Source organism: Cloacibacillus evryensis DSM 19522 (assembly GCF_000585335.1).
GTDB lineage: Bacteria > Synergistota > Synergistia > Synergistales > Synergistaceae > Cloacibacillus > Cloacibacillus evryensis.
Genome location: NZ_KK073872.1, coordinates 174,494 through 187,597 on the forward strand (window position 1 = coordinate 174,494; position 13,104 = coordinate 187,597).

General features: G+C 56.7%; 11 protein-coding genes and 1 pseudogene. 11 read left to right on the plus strand and 1 reads right to left on the minus strand.

Features of this window, described 5'->3' with window-relative positions; translation table 11 throughout:
• Nucleotides 1–24: 24 nt before the first annotated feature.
• The 8 genes from CLOEV_RS00750 to CLOEV_RS00785 all read left to right on the plus strand — a co-directional run bounded on the left by CLOEV_RS00750 (nt 25) and on the right by CLOEV_RS00785 (nt 10,269).
• Nucleotides 25–2,304 carry a xanthine dehydrogenase family protein molybdopterin-binding subunit gene (locus CLOEV_RS00750; protein WP_008709245.1) on the plus strand — a complete coding sequence of 760 codons (2,280 nt, stop codon included), beginning with the start codon at nt 25–27 and terminating at the stop codon, nt 2,302–2,304.
• Nucleotides 2,305–2,363: 59 nt separating this feature from the next.
• On the plus strand, nt 2,364–4,289 hold the full coding sequence (locus CLOEV_RS00755; RefSeq protein WP_008709247.1) for a TRAP transporter permease: 1,926 nt from the start codon (nt 2,364–2,366) through the stop codon (nt 4,287–4,289).
• Nucleotides 4,290–4,294: 5 nt separating this feature from the next.
• On the plus strand, nt 4,295–5,158 hold the full coding sequence (locus CLOEV_RS00760; protein WP_034444970.1) for an FAD binding domain-containing protein: 864 nt from the start codon (nt 4,295–4,297) through the stop codon (nt 5,156–5,158).
• Nucleotides 5,159–5,170: 12 nt separating this feature from the next.
• Complete coding sequence (locus CLOEV_RS00765) at nt 5,171–5,659, plus strand: (2Fe-2S)-binding protein (RefSeq protein ID WP_008709249.1); 489 nt, start codon at nt 5,171–5,173, stop codon at nt 5,657–5,659.
• Between the two features lie 99 nt (nt 5,660–5,758).
• Nucleotides 5,759–8,233, plus strand: a complete 2,475-nt coding sequence (locus CLOEV_RS15575; RefSeq protein ID WP_051484775.1) for an oxidoreductase — start codon at nt 5,759–5,761, stop codon at nt 8,231–8,233.
• A gap of 24 nt (nt 8,234–8,257) precedes the next feature.
• Entirely contained in the window at nt 8,258–9,055 is a 798-nt protein-coding gene (gene yqeB, locus CLOEV_RS00775) for a selenium-dependent molybdenum cofactor biosynthesis protein YqeB (RefSeq protein ID WP_034441335.1), read from the plus strand.
• A gap of 73 nt (nt 9,056–9,128) precedes the next feature.
• Entirely contained in the window at nt 9,129–9,407 is a 279-nt protein-coding gene (gene citD / locus CLOEV_RS00780) for a citrate lyase acyl carrier protein (RefSeq protein ID WP_008709252.1), read from the plus strand.
• Nucleotide 9,408: 1 nt separating this feature from the next.
• On the plus strand, nt 9,409–10,269 hold the full coding sequence (locus tag CLOEV_RS00785; RefSeq protein WP_008709253.1) for an HpcH/HpaI aldolase/citrate lyase family protein: 861 nt from the start codon (nt 9,409–9,411) through the stop codon (nt 10,267–10,269).
• A 90-nt stretch (nt 10,270–10,359) separates the two neighbouring features.
• On the opposite strand, the gene CLOEV_RS17240 is transcribed toward CLOEV_RS00785, so the two are convergent.
• Nucleotides 10,360–10,497, minus strand: coding sequence for a hypothetical protein (locus CLOEV_RS17240; RefSeq protein ID WP_245591168.1), 138 nt, complete (start codon nt 10,495–10,497; stop codon nt 10,360–10,362).
• On the opposite strand from CLOEV_RS17240, the pseudogene CLOEV_RS17435 reads away from it, so the two are divergent.
• From CLOEV_RS17435 to CLOEV_RS00795, 3 genes and pseudogenes are all read left to right on the plus strand, one after another.
• A pseudogene (locus tag CLOEV_RS17435) lies at nt 10,496–10,987 on the plus strand (citrate lyase subunit alpha); the annotation flags it as partial. The gene CLOEV_RS17240 and the pseudogene CLOEV_RS17435 overlap by 2 nt on opposite strands.
• A 67-nt stretch (nt 10,988–11,054) precedes the next feature.
• Nucleotides 11,055–11,843 (plus strand): citrate lyase subunit alpha, encoded by a 789-nt coding sequence (locus CLOEV_RS17440; RefSeq protein ID WP_342667568.1) that lies wholly within the window; start codon nt 11,055–11,057, stop codon nt 11,841–11,843.
• A 218-nt stretch (nt 11,844–12,061) separates the two neighbouring features.
• Nucleotides 12,062–13,048 carry a Bug family tripartite tricarboxylate transporter substrate binding protein gene (locus CLOEV_RS00795; RefSeq protein WP_051484777.1) on the plus strand — a complete coding sequence of 329 codons (987 nt, stop codon included), beginning with the start codon at nt 12,062–12,064 and terminating at the stop codon, nt 13,046–13,048.
• The last annotated feature ends 56 nt before the right edge of the window (nt 13,049–13,104 follow it).

Sequence of the window (13,104 nt, forward strand, 5' to 3'; positions counted from 1 at the left end):
TAATACAGTTGTGGAGGGCTCTATATGGAGAAGTTTAACAGTATCGGCTTGAAACAGAGCTTTGTAGACGCTCGGGAAAAGGTGACGGGCAGCGCCAGGTATCTTGACGATCTGGAATTTCCCGGCCTTTTGACAGGGAAAATACTGCGCTCGCCCTACCCTCACGCGAGGATATTGTCGATCGATACCTCCGCCGCCGAAGCGCTGCCTGGCGTGAAGGCGGTCATCACCGCCAAGGACTGTCCGCAGAACAAGTTTGGTATGGAGATCGCAGACGTCGACATGCTTGCGGTGGAGAAGGTGCGTTATGTCGGCGACGAGGTCGCGGCGGTCGCGGCCGAAAACGACGAGATCGCGCGCGAGGCGCTCAAACTCATTAAGGTAGAATACGAGGAATTGCCGGTAGTCGACGACCCGGTGAAGGCGATGGAGAAAGATTCGCCGCTCGTCCATGAAGAAAAGGGGACAAACGTCGCGCGCGAGTATCATATACAACGCGGCGATATCGAGGCGGACTTCGCCTCCTGTGATTATGTTTTTGAAAAGGAATTCAGCACGCACCGTGTCTCTGGGCTTTACCTTGAGCCTTTCGGGGCGGTCGCGCAGTGGGAATCAAACGGGCGCCTTACCGTGTGGACCGGCCTTCAGTCCGCTTTTCAGGGAAGAAACGAGATCGCGAAGGCGCTTGGCATCAAGCCGACGCAGGTGACGGTGAAGTCGCCATTCATCGGAGGCGGTTTTGGCGCGAAGATCTGGATCAGGAATTTTCATCCCATCGCCGCCGTGCTCGCGAAGAAGACGGGGCGGCCGGTGAAAATACTCCTCACAAGGGACGAGGAACAGCTTACGACGCGCCCGCGTATCGCGCCGCGTATGAAGGTCAAGCTTGGCATGATGAAGGACGGCACGATGGTCTGCAAGCAGGCGACGATCGTCGCCGACAACGGAGCCTATTCATGGGCCGCGCCGAAGGTGCTGCTGAACCTTTCGATGCGTACCGACTGCCTCTACAGATATAAGTCAAGTAAATGCGACTCCTATCTCGTCTATACAAACCTCATTCCGACCAGCGGCTTCCGCGGCTACGGCAACAGCCAGATGCACTTTGCCGTCGAGTCGTTCATCGACGAATGCTGCCGCAAGGTCGGCCTCGACCCGGTCGAGGTGCGTCTCAAGAACTGTGTCCACAAGGGCGACATGACGCTGCACCGCTGGCATATCAAGAGCTGCGAACTTTCCGAATGTATCAGGATAGCGGCGGAGAAGATCAAGGAAAACCGCCTGCCTGCCGAGGAACAGGACGGACGCATCAAGCGCGGCATCGGAGTAGCCTGTATGACGCACGTCTCCGGCAACCGCGGCGGCGATAAATTTGACGGTTCTTCGGCAATGATACGTATCCACGAGGACGGTGAGGTATTCATCTTCTCGGGCGAGGCCGACATGGGGCAGGGCGCGAAAACGGTATTCGCGCAGATCGCCTCGGAAAGGCTTGGCGTGCCGATCGGCGACATCACGGTGATGCCGCTCGACACCGACGTCAGCCCCTTCGGTATGGGGACATATTCGAGCCGTGTCACGACGGTGGGCGGCAAGGCCGTCTTCCTCGCGAGCGAAAAAGTTCTCGACCAGGTGCTGACTCTGGCCGCGGAGATGAGCAAGCGCCAGCGGGATACGATGTATATGGAAAACGGCCTCATCAAGTGCAGCCGCGATCCGTCGGTGCTGATGACGCTCAAAGAGGTGGCGGCGAAGGCGATACGCAGCCGCGCCGGCGTGCCGCTCACGGCCTATGTCACCTACGACCCGCCGACGGAGGGCGCCGACAAGGACTTCTACGGAGACTACTCCAGCGCTTATTCGTTTGGCGCACACGGCGTTGAGGTCGAGGTCGACACCCATACCGGCAAGGTCAAGGTGCTGCGTGTCGTAGCGGTACACGACGTCGGCAAAGTGATCAACGAATTGGGGCTGCACGGACAGATAACGGGCGGTGTAGCGCAGGGCATCGGCTGGTGCCTCTACGAAAACATGCTCTTTAAAAACGGCGTTCCTGCGACGAACGGACTGCATGGCTATACCTTCATGACGATCAAGGATATGCCTGCCGTAGAAGGGATCGCGATAGAAAGCAACGACCCTATAGGCCCCTACGGCGCTAAAGGAGTCGGCGAGCCGACGTTGATACCGACCGCTCCGGCCATTGCCAACGCGATCGAGGACGCTTGCGGTGTGCGTATGCGAGACCTGCCGATCACGCCGGAGAAGATGTACTGGGCGCTCCATTCGCCCAAAGAAGATTAGACACAGCCCCGGAATCCCTGCAAGTGAGACCCTTAATATTTGAATTGAGGTGCAGATAATTGAACAAACTATGGAAATTGTTGACAGAAGAGGGGAAAAAGCGCAAACTGAGCGGTTTTGACGCGCTGACGGTAAAATATGTCGCGGTAATCATGTCTCTATATCAGCTTGCCCAAGCAACTTTTTTGACGATCCAGCCCCAGATGCACTACGCGATACATCTGACGTTCATCATGGTGCTCTGTGCGCTGATATACACGAGGACATTTCAGACCAACCAACGCACCAGCACAAGGGTCCCGATCGAGGACTGGATATACGCGGCGATCCTCGCGTTGGCGGGTATATATTACTGTACTCAAATGGAGACGTATCTGACGCGTATGCCAATGGTGGACGAGCTTTCCTCGCTGGAGATCGTGATCGGTCTCCTGACCGTAATCGCCGTCATCGGCCTTACGAAGAGGTGTATGGGATTCGTGCTCCCGAGCATCGGCTGCATCTTCCTCGCATACGCGCTGTGGGGACACCTCATACCCGGCGTCCTCTATCACCGTAAACTGCTGGCGATCGACATTCTCGACCAGCTCGTCTTTACGACGAACGGCATATACTCTTCGCCGATCGCGGCAGCCGCCACATACGTATTCATGTTCGTCATGTTCGGCTCGTTTTTTGCCGCCTCGGGAGCGGGGGACTTTTTCTACAAGTTTTCGATGGCGGTCGCCGGGCGTTATGCCGGCGGTGCGGGCAAAGTCGCGATCATCACCAGCGGGCTCTTTGGTATGATCAACGGCAGCCCGACGGCCAACGTCGTTACGACCGGTTCCTTTACCATCCCGATGATGAAAAAGGCCGGTTATGACGGGACCTTCTCCGGCGCTGTAACGGCGGTGGCGGCCACCGGCGGCGGTATAATGCCGCCGATTATGGGCACGGCGGCATTCCTGATGGTCGAGATGGCAGGTATCTCCTATAAGAACATCGCTATCGCAGCATTCGTGCCCGGCGTTCTATATTATCTGGCGCTGCTGCTGATCGTCCATTTCCGCGCGAAAAAATGCGGTCTCGTCGGCCTCGACGTCTCCGAGCTGCCGTCAGTATGGGGAACGCTGAAAGAGGGATGGATATTCCTTGTCCCGCTCGTCGTGCTTGTGGTCATGCTCATGCGCGGCTACACGGCCAACCTTTCCGCCGTCGTCGGCATTGCCGCCGTGATCGCCGCCTCTTGGGTGCGCAAGGAGACGAGAATGCATCTGCCTGCGGTGATCAAAGCGCTGGAGGACGCCGCGCGTTCTGCCGTCATCGTTTCGCTCTCATGCGCCGTGGCTGGCTGCGTCATCGCGGGGCTGATGACGACGGGGCTCAGCGGAAAGCTCGCGAGCCTCATCCTCAGCCTCGGAGGCAACAGCACGCTCTCGGCGTTGATACTGACGGCGGCGATCTGCACCCTGCTCGGCATGGGCATGCCCGTTGCGGCGGCCTACTGCCTGACGGCGGCCCTCTGCATCCCTTCGCTCTACGAGCTGGGCCTGCAGCCGCTTGAGGCGCACATGTTCGTCGTCTACTTCGCGACGCTCTCCGCGATAACGCCGCCCGTTGCCGTCGCCTCCTATGCCGCGGCGGGGATATCGGAAGCAAACGCGGCGACGGTCGGATGGCAGGCCTGCCGTATCGGCCTGGTGTCGTTCATCGTCCCCTTCATCTTCGTCTTTGAGCCGATGCTGATGGTCACTCCCGCCAACTTCTGCCTGCAAAGCGTATGGATCGTGACCTCCGCGACTTTGGGCGTGCTGATCCTCTGTGCGGGACTTGAGGGATATCTGAAGAAGGAGATACCGATGCTGCTGCGCGGCGTCCTTGTGATCGGCGGGCTGTTGCTCATCTATCCCGGCGCGATCACCGACTACATCGGCCTTGGCGTAATGGCGCTGCTGCTCGTTCAGCAGTTTGCCGGAACCAAATTCGGGAGGGAAACAAATTGAAAAAAGTGGAAAAACACTTATTTCCGAAAGATATAAAAGAGGCGCTCGCGTTCCTCGAAGAGTATAAAGGAGAAGCCCGCCTCGTTTCGGGCGCGACCGACCTTATGCTCTGGATACGCGATGGCAAAGTTTCTCCCTCTGTCCTCGTCGACGTCTCCGATATTCCCGAGATGAAATTCGTCTCCGTGATGAACGGTAAAATGACGATCGGCGCGGCAATGACTCACGCTGAGATCGCAGCTAACGAGTCAGTGAAACAGATATTCCCCGCGCTTTCCGACGGCTGCCGCAGCGTCGGCTCACCGCAGATCCGCAACATCGCGACGCTCGCGGGAAACATTGTCAGCGCGCAGCCGGCGGCGGATTCTGTGGTGCCGATGACGGCGCTCGGCGCGATCTGCGAGATCGCGAACTGTGAGGGCGCGCGCATGAAGCCGCTTTGTGAACTGTCAAAGAGGGTCGGCGAGAGCTATGTCGATCCGACGAAAGAGATTCTTACGAAGATAGAGATCGCCATCCCCGCCGGCAAATATGGCACGGCCTTCAAGCGCATCGCGCCTCGCGAGGCGATGGCGCTGCCGGTGGTCAATGTCGCGGTGATGCTTGAGGCCGCGGAAGACGGGGCCATAAGCGCGGCGCGCGTCGTCGCCTCGCCCGTTGCCGTAGTCCCCTTCCGCGCGCAAAGGGCCGAGGCGCACATGGTAGGAAAGAAACCGTCGGCAGAGCTTTTCGCAGAGGCCGCCGCGATCGCCGAAGAGGAGGCCTCGCCGCGCGACTCGCTCGTGCGCGGTTCCGGGGCCTACCGCAAAGCTCTCGTGAAGGACCTCGTCGAGCAGGCGCTGACAGAAGCCGCAGCGGCTCTCGCATAAGGAGTGGATCTGATGCAGGAATTAAAATGTGTCGTCAATGGTAAAGATATCGCGATAATGATCGACCCCAGCCACTCTCTGGCCGACGTGATCAGGTATGACCTCGGCCTTACGGGGACGAAAAAGGGCTGCGAGGAGGGCGAATGCGGCGCCTGCACGGTGCTGGTGGACGGGCTGCCCGTCGATTCGTGCATCGTGCCCGCGATGAAGGCGCAGGGCAGGAGCATCCTCACGATAGAGGGGCTTGAGCAGAACGGCGAACTCGACCCGATACAGGAAGCATTCGTTGAAGCGGGAGCCATCCAGTGCGGCTTCTGCACCCCGGGCGTCGTGCTCTCCGCCAAGGCGCTGCTGATGCGTGAGGAGAACCCGACGAAGGAAGAAGTGCGCGACGAACTATCGGGCCACTTCTGCCGCTGCACCGGCTATTTGCAGTTCTACGACGCCGTGAGGATCGCTTCGGAGAAGATCGCGGCGCGCAAGGCCGCCACGAAAAAATAGATCGTAAATATTATCAGGAATCGAGGTCTGCGGCGGAAAAGAAAAACGACTATCTGCCGCGGCCTTTTTATAAACGCTTTCTGAAAGGAGTATTTTCACATGCAGCGAATCGGCCTTTTTACACCTATCAAAATAAATTCGATGGAACTGAGCAACAGGGTCATCATGTCGCCGATGTTTACCAACTCGGCGGCTCCCGGAGGGTTTGTCTCGAAGAATACCATCAAGCATTATGTGGACCGCGCCCGTTCCGGCGTCGGCCTGATCATGACCGAGCATACGAGCGTCAGCTCGCACTTCATCCACGCGGGGCTGCGTCTGCAGATCAGCCGCGACGAGCATATCGACGGTTTTAAAAAACTTATCGCCGCCGTGCATGACGAAGGCTGCAAGATCGGCCTGCAGATCGCGCATTCGATTTACGGCGTAGGCAGGAAACCGCACGAACTGACCAACGAAGAGTGCTACGGCATCATCGACGACTTCGCCGCCGGCGCGCGCCGCGCCTACGAGGCGGGCTTCGACGCCATAGAGCTTCATTACGCGCATACCTACACGATGGCGGATTTCATCTCGCGCCGCACCAACCTGCGCACCGACGAATTCGGCGGTGACATATACGGCAGGATGTTCATGCATCTTGAGATACTAAAGAAGGTGCGCGCCATCGTCGGCCCGGATTACCCGCTCTTCGCGCGCATCAGCGCCGAAGAATTTGTCCTCGGAGGCAACACGATAGTACAGAGCCGCATCTTCGCGCAGGAGCTTGTCAAGCACGGCATCGACTGTATGGACGTCTCCGCCGGCGTGCGCTTCGACGACGCGCCCGTCAAGGGATACTCGGACCAGCGAGGCAAACCGACGATCGAATACCCAGACGGCCCCAACGTCTACCTCGCGGAAGAGATCAAAAAATGTGTCGACGTGCCCGTGGTCACCGTGGGCAAACTCGGCAACCCCGAGTTTGCCGACAACGTCATCGCCGAGGGGCGCGCCGACATGGTGGCGCTGGCCCGTCCGCTGATCGCCGACCCGATGTGGGTGCGCAAGGCAAAGGACCATCGCTTCGACCGCATCACGGAATGCCTCTACTGTACGGAATGCCTCTACGAACGCCACGACCCTTCGGCCTATATCCACTGCATGAGATATACCTGCCAGAACGCCTGCCCGGCCAATGTCGAAGTCCCTGTCTATCTCGACTTCGCGCGGCGCGGCATGTACAAAGAGGCCTATCAGGTGATCCAGAACGAAAACCCGCTCGTCCTCACCTGCGGCCGCGTCTGCAACCACCTCTGCGAAAATATGTGCAACCGCGTCAAGATCGACGAACCGATCGCCATCCGCGGCATCAAGCGCTTCATCACCGACTGGCTGCTCGAGCACGACGGTAAGTTCCCGCTGCCGCCGATGGAACCGGAAAACGGCAAACGCGTCGCCGTCGTCGGTTCCGGCCCTTCGGGACTTTCCTGCGCCTTCTATCTGCGGAAAAAAGGCTACGAAGTGACCGTCTTTGAAGCGCTTGACGTGGTCGGCGGCATGCTGGCGGTCGGCCTTCCCGAATATCGGCTGCCGGCTGATAAATTTGCCAAAGAGCTTGAACTGTTCAGGGAAATGGGCATCGAATTTGTGACGGGAACTAAAATCGGAGAGGACATTTCGATCAAAGAACTGCGGAAACAGGGCTACATGGCCGTCTACATCGCCGTCGGCGACCACAACGACCGCAAACTTGGCGTCGAGGGCGAGGATTCCGAGGGCGTGACCTCCGGCGTCTCATTCCTGCGCTCGGTAAAGACCGGCGGCGGCTGTGACCTGCGCGGCAAAGAGGTCATCGTCATAGGCGGAGGAAACGTCTCCATGGACTGCGCGCGGACGGCGATACGCCTCGGCGCGGCGAAAGTATCACTCTTCTGCCTTGAAAAAGAGGATGAAATGCCGGCTCACCCAGACGAAGTCAGAGAGGGTAAAGATGAGGGGCTTTACGTATTCAACGGCTGGGGCCCGATGGCGATCTCCGCGAAAGAGGGACGCGCCGACGGGGTGACATTTAAAAAATGCACCGCCGTCTTTGACGCGTCGGGGCGTTTCAACCCCTCTTATGACGAAAGCGCGCAGATGAAAGTTCACGCCGATTTCGTGATCTGTGCTATCGGCCAGGCCCTGAGCCGCGAAGTGGCGGCGGGCGACGAAGAGCTTGTAGACATCCGCGGCAACGTGATCAAAGCGGCATACCGCGGGACCACCGCCACGCCGTGGATATTCGCCGGCGGCGACTGCGCCACCGGCCCCGATTCCGTCGTAGGCGGCGTAAACCGCGGCAAAGAGGCGGCCTCTTCCATCGACCGCTACCTCGGAGGCGACGGACAGGTGATCGCGCACAAATATATTAAGAGAGAAATGAGCAAGCCGATAGACGAAAACCCGACGCCGCGCGAAAAGATGCCGGCGCTCTCACCAGAAGAGCGTAAGAGCTGCTTCTGCGAAGTCGAAAAAGGATTCTGCGAAGGACAGATCGCCAAAGAGGCCGGCAGATGCCTGCGCTGCGACGTCCTCAAGGTGAGTCGCCTTTAAAGGCGTGAATGGAGATCCTTTGTCATGAGAAATGGTAAAACGGCTGTCGTCAGGGGCGGCGGCGACCTTGCGACGGGAATAATATACCGGCTGTGGAGAGTCGGATACTCCGTGCTGGCGCTGGAGACGGCGCTGCCGCTGGTCGTACGCCGAACCGTCTCCGTGGCCTCCGCCGTATTTGACGGCAGGGCAAAGGTCGAAGACATGTCCGCCGTGCTCATCGGCTCCATGAAAGAATACGACCCCGCGTCCGACGTCATACAGGTGCTCGTCGACCCCGAGGGCCGGTCGATAAGGGAAGTCAAGCCGGACATCCTCGTCGACGCCGTCATGGCAAAGAAAAATATCGGCACAACCAAGGATATGGCGCCCACCGTCATCGCCGTCGGCCCCGGCTTCAGCGCGCCGGGCGACGTCGATGCCGTGATAGAAACGAAGCGCGGACACACTCTCGGACGCGTCATCAGGGATGGCAGCGCCATCCCCAACACCGGCGTGCCGGGAATAATAAAGGGCTACGGCACGGAACGGCTGCTGCGCGCGCCGGCAGACGGCTATTTGCTGCCGGTACGGAAAATCGGCGACGAAGTCTCCGTCGGCGAAGTCGTCGGCTACGTGGGCGGCGTCGAGGTCTGCGCGCGCGTTGACGGTGTGCTGCGCGGCCTCATCCACCCGCGCGTGCGCGTCACGAATGGGCTCAAAATAGGTGACGTCGACCCGCGCGGCGACCCGTCGCACTGCTGGAGCATAACGGACAAAGCGCTCGCGATTGCGGGCGGGGTCCTTGAAGTGATAATGAGCCGGGACAGCAACGGCAAATAACCGCGCGGCCTGCCTACCGTTGAAAAATCGACAGGCGGGCCGTGTTTCGGATAAGAACAGGGGGAACGAAAAGATGAAGACATCCCAGGCCGGCACGCTCGAGTCAATGGACTGCCTCGTGACGCTCACCGAGGCGGAGTCGGGAGCCGGGATCAAGATAACAATAACGGGAGCGAGCGCGGCCCGCTTCAAAAGCGCGATGGAAAAGAAAATAACCGAGACCCTGGAAGAACTCGGCGTAAAAGACATCGAAGCCGCCGTGCAGGACAACGGAGCGCTCGACATCGTCCTCGGCGCGCGGGTCGAAGCCGCTTACAAAAGACTGCTGAAACAGAAGGGGGAAGACAAATAAGATGAGACGCACGATGCTCTACCTCCCCGGCAACAACCCCAACATGCTCACGCGCGGCTACCTCTTCGGCTCGGACGGAGTAGTCCTCGACCTCGAAGACGCCGTCGCGATGGTCGAAAAAGACACCGCGAGGATACTGGTCAGCAAATACCTCAAACAGGGCGAATTCGGCAGCTGCTACGTCTCCGTCCGCATCAACGGAGTAGACACCGAATACTGGAAAGACGACCTCGCGGCCATCGTCCCCAACAAACGCCTCGACGGCATCCGCGTCCCCAAAGTCGAAGACGCCGGCACCGTCAAAATAATAGACGAAGAACTCTCCCGTCTCGAAGAAAAAAACGGACTTCCCGTCGGTAAACTCACCCTCCACTGCCTCCTCGAAACCGCGCACGGCATCTGGAACGCCTATGAAATAGCCAAAGCCTCGCCGCGCATAGAGGCCATCATCCCCGGAGGAGAAGACCTCAGAGCCGACCTCAAAACCAACCGTTCAGACGACAGCACCGAACTCGAATGGGCCAGAAGAATGCTCGTCTTCGCGGCGCGCGCGGCGGGAGTAGAACCTCTGGACACCGTATTCCCGCGCATCACAGACGACGAAGGACTGCGCAAAGAGACAGAATTCATCAAACAGCTTGGCTTCTCGGGCAAATCCATCATCCACCCCAACCAGATAAAAATCATCCACGACATCTTCACCCCCACCGAAGCCGAAATAGCCAAAGCGCAGAAAATAATCGCCGCCGCCAAAGAAGCGGCAGAACGCGGGCAGGGAGCCGTCACCGTAGACGGTAAAATGGTAGACATCCCCGTAGTCAAAAGAGCGGAATACACACTCGTCCGCGCCGGCCTGGCATAAACGGCCCAACAAGAGGTGAACTGAAATGACAATCAACGCAGTAAAACGGGAAATCCCCGACTACATAGAAGGCTACGGCAAAGTAAAACACTACCAGGGAGCCTTCGCGAAAAAGCCCGAAGGAAACATCGCGGGAGCCAAACTCAGGTGCTTCAACAGCGACAACACCGACAAAACAGTCAGCTCGATCAAAGAAGCCATCAGAGCCAGCGGCCTCAAAAGCGGCATGACCATCTCCTTCCACCACCACCTTAGAAACGGAGACTACGTCGTCAACATGGTCCTCGACGCCTGCGCCGAAATGGGCATCAAAGAGCTGACCCTATTCCCGACCGCCCTCTTCGGAGTCCACAAAAAAGTCATCGACCACATAAAAAGCGGAGTAGTGACAAAAATCATGGGCTCCGTCAACGGCCCCATCGGCCAGCTCGTATCGGAAGGCGGCATGAGCGTCCCCGTCGTACTCAGAAGCCACGGAGGCCGTCCCCGCGCGGTAATGGCGAGAGACGTCCACATAGACGTCGCCTTCATCGGCGCCCCCACGGTCGACAAATACGGCAACATCTGCGGCACCTTGGGCAAATCCGCCTGCGGCTCCCTCGGCTACGCCTACACAGACGCCGACTACGCCGACAAAGTCGTAGTAATAACCGACAACCTCGTCCAATACCCGGCCGCCCCCGTCTCCATCCCCCAGACCAAAGCCGACCTCGTAGTAGAAGTCCCCTCCATAGGAGACCCGGCGGGAATCGTCTCCGGCACCACCAAAGTCACCAGAGACCCCCTTGCGGCTCCTCATCTCCAGCTACGCCTCCAAACTCATAGAAGCCAGCCCCTACTTCAAAGAAGGCATATCATTCCAGACCGGAGCCGGAGGAATCCCCCTGGCAGTGACCGCCTTCATGAAAGAAGCCATGATCAAAAAAGGCATCAAAGGCAGCTTCGGCCTTGGAGGAATCACCGGCTACTTCGTCGAACTCCTCAAAGAGGGGTTAGTGGACAAACTCATGGACGTCCAGTCATTCGACCTCGACGCCGTCAGATCCATCAGAGAAAACCCCAACCACATAGAAATCTCGGCCGACTGGTACGCCAACCCGTGGAACTGCGGGGCGGCGGTAAACATGCTTGACGTCGTGATACTGGGGGCGACCGAAGTAGACACCGACTTCAACGCCAACGTCAACACCGAAGCCGACGGAGCGCTGCTCCACGGCACCGGAGGGCATCAGGACACCGCGGCGGGAGCCAAACTGACGATCATAGCGCAGCCGTTGCTAAGAGGCAGAATCCCCTGCGTGACAGACAAAGTCTACAACGTCACCACGCCGGGAGAAGTGATAGACGCCATAGTCACCGAATACGGAGTGACGATCAACCCCAAGAGAAAAGACCTCTTAGAGGCAGTCTCCGGTCTCAAAGGACTTCCCGTCATCAGCATGGAAGAACTCGAAGCGCGAGCGAAAAAAATGTCCGGCCCGACCGACCCCGTGGCGACCACAGACAGAATAATCGGAGTAGTCGAGTGGAGGGACGGCACCGTTATCGACGTCGTCAGACAGCTGAAAAAATAAAATAGTTACGGTAAAAAGTGATTATACACAGTATTTTTATACGATATATACTCACTTACAGAAAATTATTATTCCAAAATACTATATTTTTAATAATACTTAATATTTAAAAAACTAATTGACAATGTTATGAAAGAGAGTATTATAATATTTATCCATATTAAAGATATTATATCCATAATATGGATAAAAGAAAAAACAGGAGGTTTTTCTTTGTCATGAAAAAGCTAGTGGTGTTAAGTATTCTTGTTTTGTCATTACTCATCAATGTGTTTGCTGTGCCAAGTCGGCTCAGTGCGGCGGAATGGCCTCAGAGTAAAGTCACATTGCTTATCCCGTTCAAGGCAGGCGGTTCTTCTGATTCTATGGGACGCGGCCTTGCAAAATATTGGGAGAAATATCTTGGCGTGCCTATCGTGATAGATAATAGAGACGGAGCGTCAAGCCAGGTGGGTACCACTATATATTCAAGGCTCCCGGCCGATGGTAATACAATATACTTAGGCTGCCAGGTCTATTTCAGTTCTAATATCATTACGCATAATGCCAAGTACAAATTTGATCAATTTGATGTCCTCAATATTCAGCAGGAAGATGCGATAGAGATCGTTGTGTTGAATAATTCGCAGTATAAAGATGCGAAATCTCTTTTTAAAGCGATAAAGGAGAAGCCGGGGACATTAAAGTGCGGGTATATTGCAGGAGGCCCTCAAAATATAGCGGCCTCGATCCTGAGGAAAGAACATGGTTTGGATTTTAAGTCTGTCACATATGACAATGGCAATGCTTTGAGAACTGCTTTGCTCGGCGAACATCTGGATTTCATGATTGGAAATTCAAGCGGAGATATTTCTGTTGCAGGAAAGGCGAAGGTTTTGGTAATACTGGGTGTTAAAAGAAGCGGGCTCTTCCCTGGCGCGCCTACGTTTTCTGAAGTATTTGAAGGCAAGCAGTTCCCCGCTCTATCTATGAGCACGTTTGTCGCTGTACATTCAGATCTGAAAAAAAAATATCCCGAAAGATATAAAAAATTACTTGATACTTACCAGCAGGCTTTGAAGGATCCTGATTATAAAAAGTTCCTTGTCGATTCAAAACAGGATCCGATCAATCAATATATCGGGCCTGAAAAGAGTAAAACTGTGAACAAAGCCATACATGAATTAGTGGAAAAATACAAGGACGAACTTGTAGTAAAACATTAATGCCTGTGTTCGGGGCTGAAATCTATGAAATATTTTAATATAAGCTTCAGCCCCTT